Here is an 18,762-nt window from a genome sequence, read left to right on the forward strand (position 1 = left end):
AGCCTGCTCACGGTCGGCAGCGGCGTGAAACCGCGTCACGAGCTGAAGCCGATCCACGCCTTCGATCGCCTGGCCATGGCCGGCGCGCTGCTGGCGGTCTTTTCCATTCACGGCTATGGCGTGCTCTGGGCCTCCGCGCAACTGATGTAGCCGCGCCGGATTACCCTGCCTTTCGGGCCGGCTCGGCGACCGGGGCCGCGGCAGGCCCGAACACGTCCTCGAAGGCGGATTTCAGCGCGAGATCGAGATCGGCCATGGTGACCGGAAGGCCGAGGTCGACGAGGCTGGTCACGCCATGCTCCGAAACGCCGCAGGGCACGATGCCGCCGAAGTGGGAAAGCTCCGGCTCGACATTGATGGCAATGCCGTGAAAGCTCACCCAGCGCCTGAGCCTGATGCCGATGGCGGCGATCTTGTCCTCGGCGGGCGTGCCGTCAGGCATGGCAGGCCGATCCGGCCGCACCACCCAGACGCCGACGCGATCCTCGCGGCGCTCGCCGCGCACGTTGAAGGCGGCAAGCGTGCCGATGATCCACTCTTCGAGCGCGGCGACGAAGGCGCGGACATCCTCGCGCCGGCGCTTCAAGTCGAGCATGACATAGGCCACGCGCTGGCCGGGGCCGTGATAGGTGTATTCGCCGCCGCGTCCCGCGGCAAAGACCGGAAAGCGGTCAGGGTCGATGAGGTCCTCGATACGGGCGCTGGTGCCGGCGGTGTAGAGCGGCGGATGCTCGACCAGCCAGACCATCTCGCCGGCAGCGCCATTGCGGATGGCCTCGGCGCGCGATTCCATGAAGGCGAGCGCGTCGGGATAAGACGTCAGGCCGGGCTCGATGACCCACTCGACCGGCGCCGAACCGGGAAGGGGCAGGAACGACGTGGCGATCTGGCTGCGTTCTGTCATGGAACTTTCTCGATGCTCCCCTCATATGGCGGCAATTGGCTGAAACGTCCAGTTTCGCCCGGCCCGTGGCGAGGCTGTGGAGCATTGCGCCAGGAGCTTTGTCTGAGCATGTCGTTCTCCCAAAAACCGCCACGCACTTTTGGGCGACATGCATTAGCGAATATTCCGCACGGCACCCTTGTTTCGCCGGAAACGATTTGCTACAGGCCCCGGGCCGGACGGTTCCGGCTCCTACCACGTGCGGTCGTGGCGGAATTGGTAGACGCGCAGCGTTGAGGTCGCTGTGGGGCAACCCGTGGAAGTTCGAGTCTTCTCGACCGCACCATTCTCCCCCAAAAAGGCACTGCTTGGATGAGCCCGTGAGGCGGCGCGTCCGACGTTCTGCGGGCCAAAACAAAAGCGGCGCCAGATCCTGCGGACCGCGCCGCCGCTTTGGGTTTCAAGCCCTTCCGTTCTGAAAAAAACCGGGCCTATCCCGTCCAGCCAAGGCCGGCCGAGATGCAATTGATCGAGACGAGCAGGGCGTCGGTCGTCCGCCGTCGATCCGCCGTGCCGGGACTGGTCCGAACCTCGCGCAGCAGATCGACCTGCAGGCGGTGGATGTCGTCCATCTGTCGCCGCAGATTGTCGAAACGCCGCTTGAACATCGGAAAGCGCGCGGAAAGATCGCCGCCGGTGAGGTCACCGATCAGGCGTCGCGTCAGCTCGTATTCGGCTCCGATGCGGCCGTAGATTCGCCAAGCTGCATCGGCGTCGGCTACCAGGCCGGCGTAGAGCTGCGCGATCTCCATGTCGGACTGGTAGAGCGTCTTCTCGGCCTCGTCGACGATAAGACGGAAGAAGCGCGAGCGCTCGAACATGCGGGCCAGAAGCTCGCGCCCGGCCTCGCCGCGCACCGTGACAAAGGCGTTCAGCGCGCTGCCGATGCCATACCAGCCGGTCAACAGATGACGGTTCTGGCTCCAGGCGAACACCCATGGAATGGCGCGCAGGTCGGCAATGCCACTGGCGCCGAAACGGCGATCCGGCCGTGAGCCCATCTTCAGCAGCGCCAGTTCCGCAACCGGGCTCGCCTGGTTGAAATAATCGAGGAAGCCGGGCTCGGCCATCAACCAGGCATAGGATGCCTGCGACATGCCCGCCAGAGCCTCGAGCGCTTCGTCGAACTCCGGCGTTTCCTTCGGCCCGACATCAGCGGGCGATCCGACACTGTGGGCCAGAACGCCGGCGGCGAGAACCTCGAGCTGGTTGAGGCCGGTGCCGCGATTGGCGAATTTCGAAGAAACGACCTCGCCCTGCTCCGTTACCCGCATTCTGCCGGCGACAGTGCCCGCCGGCTGCGCCGCGATCGCCCGGCCGGTCGGCGCGCCGCCACGGCTGACGGAGCCGCCGCGACCGTGAAAGAAACTGATCCTGACCTTGTGCTTGCGCCCGATTGCGGCAAGGCGCTTTTGTGCTTTCGCCAGTTCCCAATTGGAGGCGAGGAAGCCGCCGTCCTTGTTGGAATCCGAATAGCCAAGCATGATTTCCTGGCGCGCGCCAAAATCGCGCACAGTCCGCCGCACCAGCGAAACACCGAGCAAATCATTCAGGACGGCAGGAGCGGCCTGCAGATCGGCGATGGTCTCGAACAATGGCACGATGCGCAGCCTGATCGTGCCGCTACTACCAGGGGCGGTCGAAAGTCCGCAATATTGCGCCAGCAGATACACCGCGAGCAGGTCGTCGGCCGAGCGGGTCATGCTGAGCACGAACGAGCCAACGGCGTCGGCATCCTCGCCCGAATTGTGCCTGGCGATGACAGAGAATGTCGAAAGCAGTTCGGCCGCCTCAGGCGAGAGCCGGCCTGCGTCGATCTCCGGTTGCTCGCCCTGGCTGAGGCTTGAGCGGAGGTGCGCCGACCATCGCGGCGTGCCGGGTGAGACCGGGTCGGCCGGATCTGTCAGCGCAAACAGCTCGGCCAGCACCCGGTTGACGACCGTGGAGTTCTGCCGGATGTCGAGCGAGACCGTACGGAAGCCGAAGCTTCCGGCTTGCCAGATGAGAGGCTGGACGAAGCGCCTGGCGACCGCGCGCCCACCGATCGCTTCGAGAACGGAAGACAATGCGTTGAGATCGGCACGAAACGCTTCCGCCGAGAGATATGCCGCCGTGCCGCCGTCGCGCGTCGCCGCCAGCCGGGCAAGCATGGCCGAAGCGAATTGGCGAAGCGGTTCATCGGGGTTGCGGGCGGCAATCGCTTGCGCCTGCCCGCTTTTGTCAAGCGCGGCTTGCAGCACCGGCTTGAAGCTCGGCGGCAGGTCGATGACGTTGGAGCTGGCGCTGAGCACCGTCACCAGCCGCTGCACCTGCGTCAGATACCAGCTTATGGCGGTATTGCGGTATTCGGCCAGGGCATGAGCGGTGACTGCGGCCGTCACATTTGGATTGCCGTCGCGGTCGCCGCCGATCCACGAGGCATAGCGCATGAAGGAGGGGATTCTGATCGGCTCTCCCGGATAGTGACGCTCGAACGCGCCTTGAAGCTTGCCGTAGAGCTGCGGCGTTGCCTCGAAGATGACCTCGCGAAAGAAGTGCAGGCCCCAGGCGATTTCGCCCTCGACCGTCGGGCGCTCAAGTCGCAGCTCGCCCGTCATCCACAGAAGCTCGATCTCGCTTTCCAGATCGGCGACCAACAGGTCGCGTTCGCGCGGCGCCCAGCGCGGCTGGTCGAGCTCGGTCAGCTTGCGATAGATGCGGCGATGGATCTCCAGCACCGTGACGCGCTTGGCCTCCGTGGGGTGCGCGGTCATGGTCGGCCCGACACATAGCTCATCGAGCGTGGCCTGGACTTCCCCCGCCGAGCGGCCGTTCGCCGCCATCTGCGCGACCACGCTGGCGAAAGACCCGGGCACCTCGTCGGCGCCCGCGCCTTGTTCGAGTTCGCGCCGCGCCCGCATGGCAAGCAACTCGTCGGCAATCGTAAACAACTGGAACCACACGCCGCTCGCCTGAAGCGCCGGGATGCGTTGTTCCGCGGCGAGGGAGACAAGCGACCGACGCCCGCTTAGAACGGCGGCGACCTCGGGCTCGCGAGCGCTTGCGACCTGAAGCAGCAGGCGCAACAGGAGGCTGCGCTCGTCCTCGCGAAATTTGATGCGTCTGCTCTGTTCCAAACCGCTTTCCTCGGCTGCATCGATTGCAACTGCAGCAGCGCCTTGAATGGAGGCCGACGCCGGCTGTCAGGCGACCCGATCGGGGACGGGGCGGCCTTCGAAGAAGGCGGTCAGGTTCTCCACCACCTTCATGCCCATCGCCACCCGCGTTTCCTCAGTCGCGCTGCCGAGATGCGGCACCAGCACGACGTTCTCCAACTGCTTCAACGCTTCCGGAACGGCGGGCTCGTCGGCAAAGACGTCGAGACCTGCACCTGCGATCTCGCGCCGTTGCAGTGCACCGATCAGGGCATCCTGGTCGACGACGTCGCCGCGCGCGGTGTTGATCAGGAAGGCGCCGCGTTTCATTAACCCCAGGCTTCTTGCATCGATGAGATGGCGGTTTTCCGCGCCGCCCGGACAGTGCAGCGAGACGAAATCGGATGCCGTAAGCACATTGTCCAAAGTCGGCAACTGCTCCGCGCCCATAGCGCGCGTCTCGTCATCATCGACCGGCGACCGGTTGAAGAATACGATCTTCATGCCGAAGCCGAAATGCGCGCGCCTGGCCGTCGCTTTGCCGATGCGCCCCATGCCGACAATACCCAAGGTCTTGCCCGACACTTTTGCGCCGGCCATGTGGGTCGGCGACCAGCCTCGCCACTCTCCGGCTCGCAGCTGCCGCTCGCCCTCGCCGGTCCGGCGCGCGACGGCAAGCATCAGGCTAAGCGCAAGGTCGGCGGTGCAATCGGTCAGCACGCCAGGCGTGTTGGTCACCACGATGTCGCGGTCGCGGGCCGCCGCGACATCGATATGGCTGAAGCCGACGCCGAAATTGGCGATGATGCGGGTGCGGGCGGCGGTCTCGGGGAACACCGCAACCGGCAAGCGGTCGCTGACCGTCGCCAGGATCGCGTCGAAATGCGCGAAGGCGGAAGTCATCGCGGCAGGGCTCAGCGGCTCGTCGCTGTCGTTGAACGTCGTGTCGAAGCGCTCGGCGAGGATCGCTTCGACGGCGGCCGGCCATCTGCGGGTGACAATCAAACGCGGTTTCATCGAGTTTCCTGCTGATCGATGGGCCGCCGCGACGTTTGCGCCGGCCCAGACTTCACATTTTGTGGACTATGCGGCCGTCACGCCGCCTTTTTGGTCCGCGCCAGCGTGTCGGCCACGACCTCGCCGAAGGAGGCAGGCGTCGGCACGATGACGACGCCGGCGTCTTTCAGGATCTCGACCTTTTCCTGCGCCGACTCGCCGAAGGCGGAGATGATGGCGCCGGCATGGCCCATGCGGCGGCCCTTCGGCGCCGAAAGTCCGGCGATGTAGGCGATCAGCGGCTTTCGCATGTTGTCGCGCGCCCAGATCGCGGCCTCGGCTTCCTGTGGTCCGCCGATCTCGCCGATCATCACCACGGCGTCGGTGTCCTCGTCGCGCTCGAAGAGCTGAAGAATATCCTTGAAGGACGAACCATTGATCGGATCGCCGCCGATGCCGACGCTGGTCGAGACACCGATGCCCAACGCCTTCATCTGCGAGGCGGCCTCGTAGCCCAGCGTGCCCGAGCGCCCGACGATGCCAACGCGTCCGGGGAGATAGATGCTGCCGGGCATGATGCCCATCAACGCCTGTCCGGGCGTGATGACGCCGGCGCAGTTCGGGCCGACGAGCCGCATGCGGTCCTCGAAGCGGTAGCGGCGCATGTAGCGCTTCACCTGCATCATGTCCTGGGAGGGGATGCCGTCGGTGATGCAGACACAAAGCTTAATGCCGGCGTCCGCCGCCTCCATGATCGAATCGGCGGCGAAGGGCGGCGGCACGAAGACGATGCTCGCCTCGGCGCGGGTCTCGCGTACAGCGCCCTTGACGGTGTTGAAGACGGGCAGGCCGAGATGCGTCTGGCCGCCTTTGCCGGGGGTGACGCCGCCGACCAGCTTTGTGCCGTAGCGCTTCATGTCGTCGGCGTGGAAGCTGCCGATCTTGCCGGTGAAACCCTGGACGATGACGCGCGTGCTGCGGTTGAGCAGGATTGCCATTTCTCGACCTCCCTCAGGCTGCTTTCTTGTTCTTGGTGGCTTCGCGCCAGGCGGCGACGGCCTTTTCGGCGGCTTCGGCCAGCGTATCGGCGACGATCACCGCCTCGCCGGAGTCGGCCAGGATCTTGCGTCCTTCCTCGACCTTGGTGCCGGAGAGGCGCACCACCAGCGGCACGTCGACGCCGACCTCGCGGATCGCCTTGATGACGCCCTCGGCGACCCAGTCGCAGCGGTTGATGCCGGCGAAGATGTTGACCAGGATGGTCTCGACATTCTTGTCGCCGAGCACGGCGCGGAAGGATTTGGCCACCCGCTCGGGCGAGGCGCCGCCGCCGATGTCGAGGAAATTGGCGGGCTCGCCGCCGGCGATCTTGATCATGTCCATCGTCGCCATGGCGAGGCCGGCGCCGTTGATGATGCAGCCGATATTGCCGTCCAGCCCGACATAGGAGAGACCGCGATCGCTCGCAAAGGTCTCGCGCGGGTCTTCCTGGCTCTTGTCGCGCAGTTCCGAGATTTCCGGGCGGCGGAACAGCGCGTTCTCGTCGAACGACATTTTGGCGTCGAGCGCGACGAGGCTGCCGTCGCGGGTCACCACCAGCGGATTGATCTCCAGCATCGAGGCGTCGTAGTCGCGGAACACCTGGTAGCAGCCGAGGATGGTCTCGGTGGCCTTGCCGATCAGGTTGCTTTCAAGTCCGAGGCCGAAGGCGATCTCGCGCGCCTGGAAGCCCTGCATGCCGACGCCCGGATCGACGGTGGCGCGGATGATGGAATCGGGCTTCTTTTCGGAGATGTCCTCGATCTCCATGCCGCCGGCGGCCGATGCCACGATCATGACGCGCTCTTCCTTCCGGTCGAGCACGAAGCCGAGATAGAGCTCCTGCGCGATGTCGACGGCTTCCTCGAGATAGAGGCGCGAGATCAGTTTGCCGCGCGGGCCGGTCTGCTGGGTGACCAGCTTGCGGCCGAGCATTCCCTCGGCGGCGTTGGAGATCTCCTCGTCGTTGGAGCAGAGCTTGATGCCGCCGGCTTTGCCGCGCGCGCCGGAATGGACCTGCGCCTTCAGCACCCATTTCGAGCCGCCGATCTCGCGCGCCCGGTAGGTCGCCTGCTCGGGGCTGTAGGCAAGGCCGCCGCGCGGGACATGCACGCCGTGGCGGGCGAGCAGTTCCTTGGCCTGGTATTCGTGAATGTCCATCTTGTCCTCCCGGTAATCTAATGCGCTGCGCTATGCGTCTGGCTGGCGCGCTCGATCGCCTCGCTCACCACCAGAACATTGCGTGCCATGCGTTCCGAGGCAGCGTCGATCATCTTGCCGTCGAGCGCCGCCGCGCCCTTGCCGAGCGCCTCCGCTTCCTTGAGCACCTCAAGGATGCGGCGGGCGCGCGTGACCTCCTTTTCCGGCGGCGAGAAGACGTCGTTGGCCAGAGCGATCTGCGAGGGATGGATCGCCCATTTGCCTTCGATGCCGAGTGCGGCGGCGCGCCTGGCGGCTCCTGTGTAACCTTCGGGGTCGGAGAAATCGCCGAACGGTCCGTCGACGGCGCGCAAGCCATAGGCGCGGCAGGCGACGGTCATGCGCGACAGGGCGAAATGCCACTGATCGCCGGGATAGTCAGGGTTGAGGCCGCCGATGTTGACGGTGCGCGCCTTGTTGCTGGCGGCGTAATCGGCGACACCGAAATGCATCGCTTCGAGCCGGCCGGGCGTGGCGGCGATCGCCTCGACATTGGCCATGCCGAGCGCGGTTTCGATCAGCGCTTCGAGGCCGACCCGGGTCTTGAAACCCTTGGCCATCTCGATCTGGTTGACCATGGCCTCGACCATGTAGAGGTCCGCCGGCGCGCCGACCTTCGGCACCAGGATCGTGTCCAGCCGGTCGCCGGCCTGTTCCATGACGTCGACCACGTCGCGGTACATGTAGTGGGTGTCGAGGCCGTTGATGCGCACCGATACGGTCTTGCCCTTGGCGCGCCAATCGATGTCGTTCAGCGCCTGGATGATGTTCTTGCGCGCGCGCTCCTTGTCGGGCGGCGCCACCGCGTCCTCGATATCGAGGAAGACGAAGTCGGCGGCGCTGTTCGCCGCCTTGTCGATCATTTCCGGGCTGGAGCCGGGAACCGCCAGCTCGCTGCGCTGGAGCCTGAGCTTCTTGAGGTGGTTGATGGTGTGGCTCATCGTCCGTTCCTCACGCCGCCTCGGCGACCGGCATTGCGGCCGTGCGCCGGAAATGCTCGATCGCAGCCGCCACGCCCGAGCCCGGCGCCAGGCGCACGCCGCAATCAAGCAGCGCCATTTCGGCCGCCGACAGCGAGGCGCAGACCATCACCTCGTTCAGCCAGCCGAGATGGCCGATGCGGAAGACCTTGCCGAAGACCTTGTTGAGGCCGCCGCCGAGCGATGTCTGATAGGTGCGGTAGGCGCGCTTGACGACGTCGCCGCTGTCGATGCCTTCCGGCACCAGGATCGCGCTCACCGTATCGGAGTGCCATTGCGGCGCCTTGGCGCACAGCTTCAGCCCCCAAGCGTCGACCGCCTTGCGCACGCCTTCGGCCAGGCGATGGTGGCGCGCGAAGATGTTGTCAAGCCCTTCCTCGGCGATCAGGTCGAGCGAGGCGCGCAGGCCGCGCAGCAGCTGCGTGGCGGGCGTGTAGGGGAAATAGCCGGCGTCGTTGGCGCGGATCATGTCATCGAAGGAGAAGTAGCAGCGCCGGTGGGTCGCGACTCGCGACGCCGCCAGCGCCTTCTTGCTGACCGACAGGAAGCCGAGGCCGGCGGGAAGCATGAAACCTTTCTGTGAGCCGCTTACCGCGCAGTCGACGCGCCATTCCTCCTGACGGAAGTCGATCGAGCCGATCGACGAGACCCCGTCGACGAAGAGGAGCGCTGGGTGGTTCACCGCATCGAGCACCGCTCGGCAGCCGGCGACGTCGCTGGTAACGCCGGTCGCGGTCTCGTTTTGCGTGCAGAAGACCGCCTTGATCTGGTGCGACTTGTCCGCCCGCAGCCTTTCGGCATAGAGGTCGAGCGGGACGCCGGTTCCCCATTCGCAATCGATGACGTCGACGTCGAAGCCGAGGCGCTCGGCCATATCGACCCACAGATGCGAGAACTGGCCGAAGCGCGACATCAGCACCCGGTCGCCCGGGTTGAGCACGTTCGTCATCGCCGCTTCCCAGGCGCCGGTGCCGGACGACGGATAGATGAAGACGCGGCCGGTCTCGTTCTTGAAAACCTTCTTGATGTCCTCGAACAGCGGCAGCGTCAGATTGGGGAAGGAGGCGGCGCGCATGTCTTCCATCGGCAGGTTCATCGCCTGCCGGACCTCTTCAGGAATGTTGGTGGGTCCAGGGATGAAAAGATGGGTAAACCCGGCCATGCGCAAACTCCTCCTGCGTTTTGGGATGCTGGAGGAAGTTTCGTGTCGATGGCGCCGAGCAACAACACCTTGCCGGGTAAGTTGTCGCCACGCGCGGGTAGGTCGAGCCTACCCGATCCGCCTACCCGAAAGGCGATTTGGAGCCGCGTCTCTTCTCGTTGGCATAGAGCGCGACAGCCATGGCGCGGTTGCGCACGTCGAGCTTGTCGTAAAGATTTTTGAGATGGTACTTCACCGTGTTCTCGGAGATCCCGGTGCGGGTCGCGATCTGGAGATTGGTCCAGCCGTCGGAAAGCACCGCAAGCAATTCGCGCTCACGCACGGTGAGTTGCGATAGCGGCGTATCGTTGACCTTGTTGATGTCGATGTAAGGGATGCAGATGCGCCCATGCGCGACCGCAAGGATCGTCTCGAATATGATCGAGGGATCGTCGAACTGAAAGCAATAGCCCTGGGCGCCGAGCCGCACGCACTGCTTCAGGATGCCGATGTCATGATCATTGGAAAAGACCGTGATGCGCAGGTCGAGCTTGCGGTTCTGGATTTCCGCCAGGACATCGGCGCCATCCATGTCGGCGAGCTTCCAGCCGATGACGGCGACGTCGAACCCGGTGTTCGCCGCCAATTCCAGGAATTGCTTGCCGCTCGGCACGGAGCTCAACAGCTCGAAACGCCCGTCGCATTCCAGCATCTCGCGAAGCGCAGACACGACAAGCGGATTGCGCTCGGCGACGACAACACGCACGCGCTGCTCGCCAACTGCTTCGTTCGTTTTCCGGGACTTGAGGTTCAAGGCCTGCCGATTGTCCTGTCGATCTCGCGCTTGCCGGTCCACCTGGACCTGCATCATGGCAATTCTGCCCCAACAGCAAAAGGGCGCTCTTTCCGCAGCGACATGCGCTGTCGCGGCGGCTGAACCCGCAAATGCGGCGCGACCCGCCTTTACCGGGAGGCGTCGCGGGGACATTTCTCTGAATATTCCGCGCGCTACGGCTATATTTTCTCAAGACGAATCGTGTCTCGACCCTATCTGCCGCGTAAGCATCGGATTTCCCGAAATGCGGTTTCCACTTTTCGGGCTCATGCTCTAGACCTGATTCACACCCTTTCCGGATTGCTGTTGGCGGGAGGCGCTGGTGGAAGGCCAGGACAGAGAGACGACCGGCGCCAGGACCGTCGAGGAAGGCGGCGCCGACATCTATGGCGAGGACGGCGCCGTCCGTTCTGCCTTCCTAACGCAGATCGGCGCGGCCATCGCCGATCGCGACACGCTCATCTTAAAACGCGAAGTCGACGACCTGCATCAGTCGGAACTCGGCGATCTGCTGGAAGCACTCCATCCCGAGCAGCGCCGCGCGCTGGTCGAATTGCTTGGCTCGGATTTCGACTTTTCGGCGCTGACCGAGGTGGATGAGGCGATCCGGCTCGACATCGTCGACAATTTGCCCAACGAACAGATCGCGCAGGCGGTGCAGGAACTCGATTCCGACGACGCCGTCTACATCCTGGAAGACCTCGACCAGGAGGACCAGGACGAGATCCTGTCGCAACTGCCGTTCACCGAGCGCATCCGGCTGCGGCGCGCGCTCGACTATCCGGAAGAGACGGCCGGCCGGCGCATGCAGACCGAGTTCGTCGCCGTGCCGCCGTTCTGGACCATCGGCCAGACGATCGACTACATGCGCGAGGACAAGAACCTTCCCGATCGCTTCAGCCAGATCTTCGTCATCGACCCGAGCTTCAAACTGCTCGGCGCCATCGATCTCGACCAGATTCTGCGCACCAAGCGCGCGGTGAAGGTCGAGGAGGTGATGCATGAAACGCGCCATGCCATCCCTGCCACCATGGACCAGGAAGAGGCTGCGCGGGAATTCGAGCAGTACGATCTGCTATCGGCCGCCGTGGTCGACGAGAACGAGCGTCTGGTCGGCGTGCTCACCATCGACGACGTGGTCGACGTCATCCAGCAGGAGGCAGAGGAGGACCTTCTGCGCATGGGCGGCGTCGGCGACGAAGAGCTATCCGACACCGTGCTTGCGACCTCGCGATCGCGTGTGCCGTGGCTGCTCGTCAATCTGGTCACGGCGTTTCTCGCGGCATCGGTGATTGGCCTGTTCGATCAGACCATCGAGCATATCGTGGCGCTCGCTGTGCTGATGCCGATCGTTGCCGGCATGGGCGGCAATGCCGGCTCGCAGACGATGACCGTCACGGTGCGGGCGCTGGCGACCAGGGATCTGGACATCTACAACGCCGCCCGGATCATCCGCCGTGAGGTGGGAGTGGGCTTCATCAACGGCATCGTCTTTGCGGTGCTGATCGGCATGGTTGCTGGACTGTGGTTCCACGACCCCAACCTGGGCGGCATTATCGCGGCGGCGATGATCATCAACATGTTCGCGGCGGCCCTGGCAGGCATTCTCATCCCGCTGCTGCTCGACCGCTTCAAGATCGACCCGGCGGTAGCCTCCGCCGTCTTCGTCACGACGGTCACCGACTGCGTCGGTTTCTTTGCCTTCCTCGGATTGGCCACCTGGTGGTTTGGCGTTCCTTAAGACAGTGCTATAATTGACTTTTACGTAAATGCCGTGCGACGTTGCCCTAGGGTCAGATGCCGATTCCGGCACAGACGGGGTTGATTAGAGAAGGGCGACGCTTCTGCGTGGCGATGCCTGGACGTTTGGGCGTGGGAGCGAGAATGCGGGAATATTACACGATCACCGAGCTGACGCGCGAATTCGACGTGTCGACCCGGACGTTGCGGTTCTATGAGGACGAGGGGCTGGTGCAGCCGATCCGGCGCGGGCGCACGCGGCTGTTTCGCCCGTCCGACCGGCATCTGATCCGCCAGATCATGCGCGGCAAGCGGCTCGGCTTCTCGATCGCCGAAATCCGCGAAATCATCCAGATGTACAAGGAACCGCCCGGCGAGGTCGGCCAGCTCAAGCTGATGATCAAGCGCATCGAGGAAAAGCGCGAGGACCTACGCCAGAAACGGCGCGACCTCGAGGAGACTCTTGCCGAGCTCGACCAGGCCGAGGAGTCCTGCGTGGAACGGTTGGCGGAGCTGGGTGTCAACACGTAGCCCGCTGACAGCCAAGGAATTCAGCTAGGTTAACTGTCGCAGACGTTCGAGATTGGCCGGAGCTTTCGAGCTTCGTGGCGGATGCTTCTGCTAAAGAGGTGCGGGGCCTGCTCGCACCCAGCAACCTTCATTGTCGATACAGCCTTAGATCCAGCGCCGGACCCGCTTGGCGTAATCGCGGTATTTCTTGCCGAACTTTGCCGCCAGTATCTTTTCCTCCTTCTCGATCGCCATTTTCTGCGTCGCGAAGGCAGCGAGGAAGGCGAACAGCAGGAACCATACGATGCCGGTGATGAAGGAGACGCCGATCAACAGCAGCGTATTGGCGAGATACATCGGGTTGCGGGTGATGCCGAAGGGCCCCGATGTCACCAGATGGTCGGGCTCGGCATTGGGATTGAGCGTCGTCCTGGCGCGCACCATGGAGCGGATCGCGGTAACCCAGAGCGCTGCCACGCCAAAGAGCGCTACCCAGCCGGCGCCGACGAGGATAGCGCCGAATATGTCCCCGATCCAGGGCAGCGGGTAGAGCATGCCGAGCACGACGCTCAGCGCGATCGCGACGACATAGATCACAGGCGGCCAGGGAATGATCCCGTGTCCGGGCTTTGCGATACCGGTCATTGCTGCCCTCCCTCCATTTCGTCCTCGGTCCCGGCGGTGCAGGTGCTCGCCAGATCGGCCAGATGCGATTTCCAAGCGCTGGACTGCTCGTTGCTGTAGAGCTTGTCGAGAGACGCTTCGCCCTTCAGCGTGTCCAGCATGCAGCCACAATAGCTGGAACAGAACTTGCTGTCCCGCTGCTGTTCGCACTGCGCCTGGCAAGCCGACAGGAAACCAGCGTCCTTGTCTTGTGGCGCGGCCGGCATCACCTGCGAGAACAGCCACACCGAGCCGAACAGAAGCGGCTGGTGGATGAGATAGAAGGCGAGGCTGTGCCGGCCGATGAAAGTCAGCGGGTTCGACCAGCGTCCGGGCATCCAGGTCGCCAGCCGGGCGAGAAGCCCGGATGCCGAAGCGAGCTTGACGACCGCGATGCCGGCAAGCACTGCGCCGAACCAGGGAAACAGCGGCACATAGTCGTTCGAGCGCGGGTTGGTCGGCGACAGCCCGACCCACCATAGCGCCGGATGGTCGAAGACTTCCGACCGCAGATAATAGGGCGCCGCAATCACGGCCGCGGCGACGATCGCCGTCAGCAATGTCGGCAGCCTGAGAAAAGCCAGGCCGAGCAGGCTTGCCAGCGCGATCTCGTGCAGGATGCCGAAGAAGATGAAGCCGTCCGGCGTGGCGATATAGGTGACGACCGAGATGGCGATCGCCGCAATCGCAACCATCGCAAAGCGCTTCCAGAAGCCAGGCCAACGGATATGGCGGCCATGTGCGAGGAACAGGCTGACACCGACCAGGAACAGAAAAGTCGAGGCGATGCAGCGGGCGTAGAGCTTCCACCAACCGAAGGCGGTGAGGCCCGGCGAGGTGTAGCCGAAGTTTTCGAGATCCCAGGTGAAATGATAGCTCGCCATCGCAATCAGCGCGATGCCGCGCAGGACGTCGATGGCGACGATGCGGCCGTGTTTCGGCGCGTCCTGAACGGCGTCGCCGGTCGTCTGAAGGGTCATTGATCTCGCAATCCGATTCAGTCGTCCCAAACGACTATCACGGTTCGGGCGAACAACAGAGGGTGGATCGGCTGTTGCGATTCCGGCGGCATGGCAAGCCGCTTAGGCCAGCGGCGGAAAGCCTTTGGCCGGCTTCGCTTTTCGGCCTCTCGGAGTCGGTTTCCTGCTACCGGTCCGCTACTGGTCCGGCCAGATTTGGCGAGCGATTCACTTTTCGGAGGGCCGATGTCCACCCATGTGCGCCATCCGATCTGGCTTCCGGCTCTCAGGCCCGCGGATGCGCGCACCTTCGCTTCGCTCTATGCGGTCGAATCCTTTGCTCGCGCCACCGTCTCCAGCGTCATCCCGATCCAAGCCTACGAGATCCTGCACAATGAGCAGATCGTCTCGATCCTCTACACCATCGTGTCGCTGCTCGGGCTGTCGGTGACGCTGTTCATGCCGATGCTGATCCGCCGCTTCGCGCGGCGCTGGGTCTACACGGCCGGCTGCCTGATGCTGGCGATCGGCTCGGTGTTCTTCGTCACCCACACGCTGCCGGGACAACTCGCCGGGATGCTGTGCCGCGTCATGGGGGCGAGCGCGCTGTCCATCACACTTAACCTCTACATCATGGACCACATCCGCAAGACCGACTTCATGCAGGCGGAATCGCTGCGCATGGCTTGGTCGATGTTCGCCTGGACCGGCGGGCCGACGCTCGGCATTTTCCTCTATACGCGCTTCGGGGTTTATGCCGCGCACGGCGCGGTCGTGGCTTTCGCGCTGGCGCTGCTGGCGTTGTTCTGGACCTATCGGCTGGGCGACAACCCTTCGATCCGTCCCGGCAAGAGCCGTCCGATCAACCCGCTCGCCAATATCGGCCGCTTCGTCGCGCAGCCGCGGTTGCGCCTCGCGTGGCTGATCGCCTTCGGGCGCTCGTGTTTCTGGACGACCTTCTTTGTCTATGGCCCGCTGTTCATGGTGATCACGGGCGAGGGCAAGCTTGCCGGCGGGCTGCTGGCTTCGGCCGGCAATGCGCTTCTGTTCATGGCGATCTTCTGGGGCAGGGCGGGAAAGCGCTTCGGCGGCCGTCGGACCATGGCTTTCGCCTATTTCGCCATGACGGCGATGCTCTTCGTGGCCGGCGGCGTCGGCGCCGCCGCGCCGCTGCTCACCGCCGCCTTCCTGCTCGGCGGCGCCTTGTTCACCATTGCGCTCGACGCGCTAGGCTCGACAGCCTTCATGCGCTCGGTGCGTTCCTATGAACGAGCGCAGATGGCGGCTGTCTACCGAACCTATCTCGATTTTTCCGAGCTGACGCCGCCGCTGGTCTATTCGGTGGTGCTGACCTTCTTCGGTCTTGGCTCGGTGTTCGTCACGCTCGGCCTGTTGGCCGCCTTCTGTGGATTCTTCACCTGGCGCTATCTGCCGAAGTCATTTTGACCGGCTGCAACGCCGCATGGCGCCCCCGCACCCACTCGTGGAAGTGGCGCAAATCGTACTCCTCGGGCATCAGCACGCCGGCCTGATGGCGGATCGAGTGCAGGCCCTTCTGGTTGATCTCGCAGATCGCGGCGTCCTCCTCCAGCACCTGCGCGCCGAAGGCGACGATGTTGTCGATATCGGTTTGTGCCAGGGCATCGGGCGCGAACAGCCATTCGGCGGTGAGTTCCGTCTGCTCCGGCCCGAGCGGGGCGAGACGCATCGTGCGGACATAGTCGACATGGCCGACGACGAACATCGAGGGCAGCGAGGTAGCGTAGGTCTGGCCGGCGGCTCGCTCGGCCGGCGTCAGCCCAGCAAAGACCGGTCCATGGACGCGTCCGTCGCGCGACCAGGTCTCGGCGCCGGCGCGCAGGCCGCCGGAAAACTCCGGCGCATCATTATCCGCATAGCGCGCCCATTCCGGATCGTCATGCCTCGCCATCAGGCCGCGGCCATAGATCGGCACCAGCCGCGACAGGTCCTTGTGGACGCCAGGGCAATGCAGGCATTCGTTGAAGTTCTCCCAGAAGATTTTCCAGTTGCAGTTCATCACCTTGGTGAGCCGGTGCCCGGGGACGAGCGTCTCCAGCGGCCAATTCGAAAGATCGCGGGAGGCGGAGTCGAAGGAGGCTTCCGCCGAGCCATCGGGATCCTCTGCGAGATTGATGAAGACGAGGCCGCGCCACACTGACAGCGCCACCCGGTAGAGCGGATAATTGTCCTTGTTGAAGCCTTCGGGCAGCGATTTCGATGGGATACGGACGAGATCGCCGCGCAGCGAATAGGTCCAGGCGTGGTAGGGGCAGGTGAGCAGCCTTGCCTTCAGCCGCCCTTCGCTTTCCTGGCAGAGCTGCGAGCCGCGATGCCGGCAGGTGTTGTGGAAGGCGCGCAAGCTCCCGGTCTCGTCGCGCAGCACGACGACCTCCTGCGAGCCGATACGTGCGGTTCGAAAGGCAAGAGGTTCCGCGAGATCGGCTTCGCGGCAAACCATGAGCCAGCTCCGATACCAGATCGCTTCGAGATCGAGCCGGTAAGCGTCGGCTTCCCGATAGGCGCTTGCAGGCAATGTCGGCTCGAGGCTGGTGAGGCCATTGTAGCGGCTGTGTTCCCTAGGATTTTTCTGCATGAGCGGCTCCCCTTGGCTGATGACAGCCGACACCCGGGCAGGACCGTTGTCAATTGCGCGGCCATTGTCGCTTCCGGATGCTGCCCTTAAGGTCACTTCGTAATCGCCTGCGGTTCCGCCGGCTGCCCAGGATTGCAAGCATGCCTGCAAGAACGATGTCGCTGACCGTGGAACTGGTCGCCCGCTGTTTTCGCGCGGTCGATGACCCGGGGCCCGACCCGGATGCCGAGCATCTCGTGGACAGCGACTATGAAGCCATGCTGGATGCATTCGAGGCCGAGCTACCTGCAACCGAGCCTCTCTGGCTGTTCGGCTACGGCTCGCTGATCTGGAAGCCCGAGATTGAGCATGTCGAGGAGCGCGTCGCCGTGGCACGCGGCTGGCATCGCTCCTTCTGCATGAAGATGACGCGCTGGCGCGGCACCAAGCAAAGCCCCGGCCTGATGATGGCGCTGGATCGTGGCGGCCAATGCAAGGGCGTTGCTTTCCGCCTGAACGGTGGTGACCGCCGGCAGGCCTTGGACAGGCTTTTTCGCCGCGAGATGACGCTGAAGCCGACCAGCTACCGACCTCGCCTGCTGCAACTCGCAACCGACAAGGGACCGTTGAGAGCGCTTGCCTTCGTTATCAATCGCAAAGGCACGACCTATGCCGGCCCACTCAACGAAGACGAGGTGGTCGACAGGCTGGCGACCTCGTGCGGCCACTGGGGTTCAGGCGCCGACTATCTCTACAACACCGTGAAGAACCTCGAACAGCGCGGTATTCACGACCGCCATTTGTGGCGATTGCAGCAGCTCGTCGCCGAGCGGATCGCCGGATCTTAGTCCGAAACCGGTGCCGCAATCACGCTGCGGCGTGACGGAATTTGGTTTGCCGGTCGCGACGATTCTGCCTATAGTCGATGGCGTCGTCGGTTCCGTTTTTGGAGCCAAGAGGGAATGCGGTGAGGGTGGAGTCTTTGCCCTAAGCCGTGGCTGCCCCCGCAACTGTGTGCGGTAGTCCTCTCCATAGACCACTGAGGTTTGTCCTCGGGAAGGTGGGGAAGGGTGCGAATCCGCGAGCCAGGAGACCTGCCGGCGACAGGAAAGTTGACTTCGATGCCCTCGGGTGGAGGGCGAAAGGACAAGACATGAATACCGCTTCCGTCGCCCTCGGCGCCTCCGTCTCCTCGCAGTCGCGCATCATGCAGCTGGCTCTCGCCGCGCTGCTCGGCATTTTCGTCGTCGGTTTTGTCGGCTTCTCGCACATCGATGCGGTCCACAACGCTGCCCACGACTATCGTCACTCGATGGCTTTTCCCTGCCACTGACGAAGGCCCCGATATCATGAATCTGTTTCGCAACGTCGTGTTCGTCGCGGCGATCGCAGGGCTCGTGGCGGGCATCGCGCTTGCCTGCATGCAGGCCTATGCGACCGTGCCGCTGATCCTCAAAGCGGAAGTCTATGAAAAGGCGGGCGGCGGTCATCACCACGACCATGCCGCCAACACTGGAACTAGCACTGCCATGAGCTCGGCCGAACCGGCGGGCAATGCGATGAGCAGCGCCGTTCCTGCGTCGACGGAAGCGGCCGCTCCGACCGAGGACGAGGGCTGGGCTCCGGCCGACGGCTTCGAGCGCTTCGCCTTCAACGTTGTCGCCAACATCGTCACCGGCATCGGCTTCGCGCTGATCCTGGTCGCGGTGTCGGAATTCGCCGGTGGCATCGGCAGCTGGCGCCAGGGCGTGTTCTGGGGCCTTGCCGGTTTTGCGGTTTTCACGCTCGCGCCCGGCCTCGGCCTGCCGCCGGAACTGCCGGCCATGCCGGCGGCAGAACTTCTGCCGCGCCAGATCTGGTGGATTTCGACGGTGGCCGCAACCGCGGTCGGCCTTGGATTGATCGCCCTTCGCAAGTCGATGCCCTTGGCAATTCTGGCGGTCGTGCTGATCGTCGCTCCGCACGTAGTCGGCGCGCCGCAGCCCGTCAGCTTCGAGACGGCGATTCCCGAGGGGCTGCACCATCAGTTC

17 protein-coding genes, 1 tRNA gene and 1 riboswitch are annotated in these 18,762 nt (G+C 64.2%); of the genes, 7 read left to right on the forward strand and 11 right to left on the reverse strand.

Features of this window, described 5'->3' with window-relative positions; translation table 11 throughout:
* Nucleotides 1–160: 160 nt before the first annotated feature.
* Nucleotides 161–904, reverse strand: coding sequence for a lipoyl(octanoyl) transferase LipB (gene lipB / locus EOA32_RS16790; RefSeq protein ID WP_128372337.1), 744 nt, complete (start codon nt 902–904; stop codon nt 161–163).
* Between the two features lie 240 nt (nt 905–1,144).
* Between lipB and EOA32_RS16795 the strand changes: the two genes are divergently transcribed.
* Nucleotides 1,145–1,229, forward strand: a tRNA-Leu gene (locus EOA32_RS16795).
* 145 nt (nt 1,230–1,374) lie between these two features.
* On the opposite strand, the gene EOA32_RS16800 is transcribed toward EOA32_RS16795, so the two are convergent.
* The 7 genes from EOA32_RS16800 to EOA32_RS16830 form a co-directional block, all read right to left on the reverse strand.
* Nucleotides 1,375–4,059 (reverse strand): phosphoenolpyruvate carboxylase, encoded by a 2,685-nt coding sequence (locus EOA32_RS16800; RefSeq protein ID WP_128372338.1) that lies wholly within the window; start codon nt 4,057–4,059, stop codon nt 1,375–1,377.
* A 66-nt stretch (nt 4,060–4,125) separates the two neighbouring features.
* Nucleotides 4,126–5,094, reverse strand: a complete 969-nt coding sequence (locus EOA32_RS16805) for a D-glycerate dehydrogenase (protein WP_128372339.1) — start codon at nt 5,092–5,094, stop codon at nt 4,126–4,128.
* Nucleotides 5,095–5,171: 77 nt separating this feature from the next.
* Nucleotides 5,172–6,071, reverse strand: coding sequence for a succinate--CoA ligase subunit alpha (gene sucD, locus EOA32_RS16810; protein WP_067001220.1), 900 nt, complete (start codon nt 6,069–6,071; stop codon nt 5,172–5,174).
* A gap of 13 nt (nt 6,072–6,084) precedes the next feature.
* A complete protein-coding gene (locus tag EOA32_RS16815; RefSeq protein ID WP_067001218.1) occupies nt 6,085–7,272 on the reverse strand; it encodes a malate--CoA ligase subunit beta in 1,188 nt (395 codons plus the stop codon).
* A 17-nt stretch (nt 7,273–7,289) separates the two neighbouring features.
* Nucleotides 7,290–8,252, reverse strand: coding sequence for a CoA ester lyase (locus tag EOA32_RS16820; RefSeq protein ID WP_128372340.1), 963 nt, complete (start codon nt 8,250–8,252; stop codon nt 7,290–7,292).
* A gap of 10 nt (nt 8,253–8,262) precedes the next feature.
* Nucleotides 8,263–9,453 carry an aminotransferase class V-fold PLP-dependent enzyme gene (locus EOA32_RS16825; RefSeq protein ID WP_095829707.1) on the reverse strand — a complete coding sequence of 397 codons (1,191 nt, stop codon included), beginning with the start codon at nt 9,451–9,453 and terminating at the stop codon, nt 8,263–8,265.
* Between the two features lie 121 nt (nt 9,454–9,574).
* Complete coding sequence (locus EOA32_RS16830; RefSeq protein ID WP_128372341.1) at nt 9,575–10,198, reverse strand: response regulator transcription factor; 624 nt, start codon at nt 10,196–10,198, stop codon at nt 9,575–9,577.
* A gap of 391 nt (nt 10,199–10,589) precedes the next feature.
* On the opposite strand from EOA32_RS16830, the gene mgtE reads away from it, so the two are divergent.
* Entirely contained in the window at nt 10,590–12,008 is a 1,419-nt protein-coding gene (mgtE, locus tag EOA32_RS16835) for a magnesium transporter (protein ID WP_128372342.1), read from the forward strand.
* A 143-nt stretch (nt 12,009–12,151) separates the two neighbouring features.
* Nucleotides 12,152–12,538: a MerR family DNA-binding transcriptional regulator gene (locus EOA32_RS16840; RefSeq protein ID WP_040969921.1), complete on the forward strand. Its 387-nt coding sequence runs from the start codon at nt 12,152–12,154 to the stop codon at nt 12,536–12,538.
* A gap of 144 nt (nt 12,539–12,682) precedes the next feature.
* Here the strand turns inward: EOA32_RS16840 and EOA32_RS16845 are convergent, their stop codons facing one another.
* Nucleotides 12,683–13,162 carry an isoprenylcysteine carboxylmethyltransferase family protein gene (locus EOA32_RS16845; RefSeq protein ID WP_066999543.1) on the reverse strand — a complete coding sequence of 160 codons (480 nt, stop codon included), beginning with the start codon at nt 13,160–13,162 and terminating at the stop codon, nt 12,683–12,685.
* Nucleotides 13,159–14,160 (reverse strand): DUF1624 domain-containing protein, encoded by a 1,002-nt coding sequence (locus EOA32_RS16850; protein WP_128372343.1) that lies wholly within the window; start codon nt 14,158–14,160, stop codon nt 13,159–13,161. Before EOA32_RS16850 ends, EOA32_RS16845 begins: the two co-directional genes overlap by 4 nt.
* Before the next feature lie 225 nt (nt 14,161–14,385).
* Here EOA32_RS16850 and EOA32_RS16855 point away from each other — a divergent pair, with 225 nt between their 5' ends.
* On the forward strand, nt 14,386–15,585 hold the full coding sequence (locus tag EOA32_RS16855; RefSeq protein ID WP_128372344.1) for an MFS transporter: 1,200 nt from the start codon (nt 14,386–14,388) through the stop codon (nt 15,583–15,585).
* Here EOA32_RS16855 and EOA32_RS16860 read toward each other — a convergent pair.
* Nucleotides 15,554–16,753, reverse strand: coding sequence for an aromatic ring-hydroxylating dioxygenase subunit alpha (locus tag EOA32_RS16860; protein WP_128372345.1), 1,200 nt, complete (start codon nt 16,751–16,753; stop codon nt 15,554–15,556). The genes EOA32_RS16855 and EOA32_RS16860 overlap by 32 nt on opposite strands.
* Before the next feature lie 140 nt (nt 16,754–16,893).
* Between EOA32_RS16860 and EOA32_RS16865 the strand changes: the two genes are divergently transcribed.
* From EOA32_RS16865 to EOA32_RS16875, 3 genes are all read left to right on the forward strand, one after another.
* Nucleotides 16,894–17,580, forward strand: a complete 687-nt coding sequence (locus EOA32_RS16865) for a gamma-glutamylcyclotransferase (RefSeq protein ID WP_066999553.1) — start codon at nt 16,894–16,896, stop codon at nt 17,578–17,580.
* 70 nt (nt 17,581–17,650) lie between these two features.
* Nucleotides 17,651–17,849, forward strand: a riboswitch (cobalamin riboswitch).
* A gap of 36 nt (nt 17,850–17,885) precedes the next feature.
* Nucleotides 17,886–18,065, forward strand: coding sequence for a CbtB domain-containing protein (locus EOA32_RS16870; RefSeq protein WP_066999556.1), 180 nt, complete (start codon nt 17,886–17,888; stop codon nt 18,063–18,065).
* A 16-nt stretch (nt 18,066–18,081) separates the two neighbouring features.
* Nucleotides 18,082–18,762 (forward strand): CbtA family protein (locus EOA32_RS16875; RefSeq protein WP_128372346.1); only part of this gene is annotated, 681 nt, incomplete at its 3' end.

Origin of the sequence: Mesorhizobium sp. M1A.F.Ca.ET.072.01.1.1, assembly GCF_004023325.1 — a bacterium.
Taxonomy (GTDB): domain Bacteria; phylum Pseudomonadota; class Alphaproteobacteria; order Rhizobiales; family Rhizobiaceae; genus Mesorhizobium.

Coding starts and splice junctions, on each gene's coding strand:
- lipB (WP_128372337.1), bottom strand. CDS start 904: ATGACAGAACGCAGCCAGATCGCCACGTCGTTCCTGCCCCTTCCCGGT.
- EOA32_RS16805 (WP_128372339.1), bottom strand. CDS start 5,094: ATGAAACCGCGTTTGATTGTCACCCGCAGATGGCCGGCCGCCGTCGAA.
- sucD (WP_067001220.1), bottom strand. CDS start 6,071: ATGGCAATCCTGCTCAACCGCAGCACGCGCGTCATCGTCCAGGGTTTC.
- EOA32_RS16815 (WP_067001218.1), bottom strand. CDS start 7,272: ATGGACATTCACGAATACCAGGCCAAGGAACTGCTCGCCCGCCACGGC.
- EOA32_RS16820 (WP_128372340.1), bottom strand. CDS start 8,252: ATGAGCCACACCATCAACCACCTCAAGAAGCTCAGGCTCCAGCGCAGC.
- EOA32_RS16825 (WP_095829707.1), bottom strand. CDS start 9,453: ATGGCCGGGTTTACCCATCTTTTCATCCCTGGACCCACCAACATTCCT.
- EOA32_RS16840 (WP_040969921.1), top strand. CDS start 12,152: ATGCGGGAATATTACACGATCACCGAGCTGACGCGCGAATTCGACGTG.
- EOA32_RS16845 (WP_066999543.1), bottom strand. CDS start 13,162: ATGACCGGTATCGCAAAGCCCGGACACGGGATCATTCCCTGGCCGCCT.
- EOA32_RS16850 (WP_128372343.1), bottom strand. CDS start 14,160: ATGACCCTTCAGACGACCGGCGACGCCGTTCAGGACGCGCCGAAACAC.
- EOA32_RS16855 (WP_128372344.1), top strand. CDS start 14,386: ATGTCCACCCATGTGCGCCATCCGATCTGGCTTCCGGCTCTCAGGCCC.
- EOA32_RS16860 (WP_128372345.1), bottom strand. CDS start 16,753: ATGCAGAAAAATCCTAGGGAACACAGCCGCTACAATGGCCTCACCAGC.
- EOA32_RS16865 (WP_066999553.1), top strand. CDS start 16,894: ATGCCTGCAAGAACGATGTCGCTGACCGTGGAACTGGTCGCCCGCTGT.
- EOA32_RS16870 (WP_066999556.1), top strand. CDS start 17,886: ATGAATACCGCTTCCGTCGCCCTCGGCGCCTCCGTCTCCTCGCAGTCG.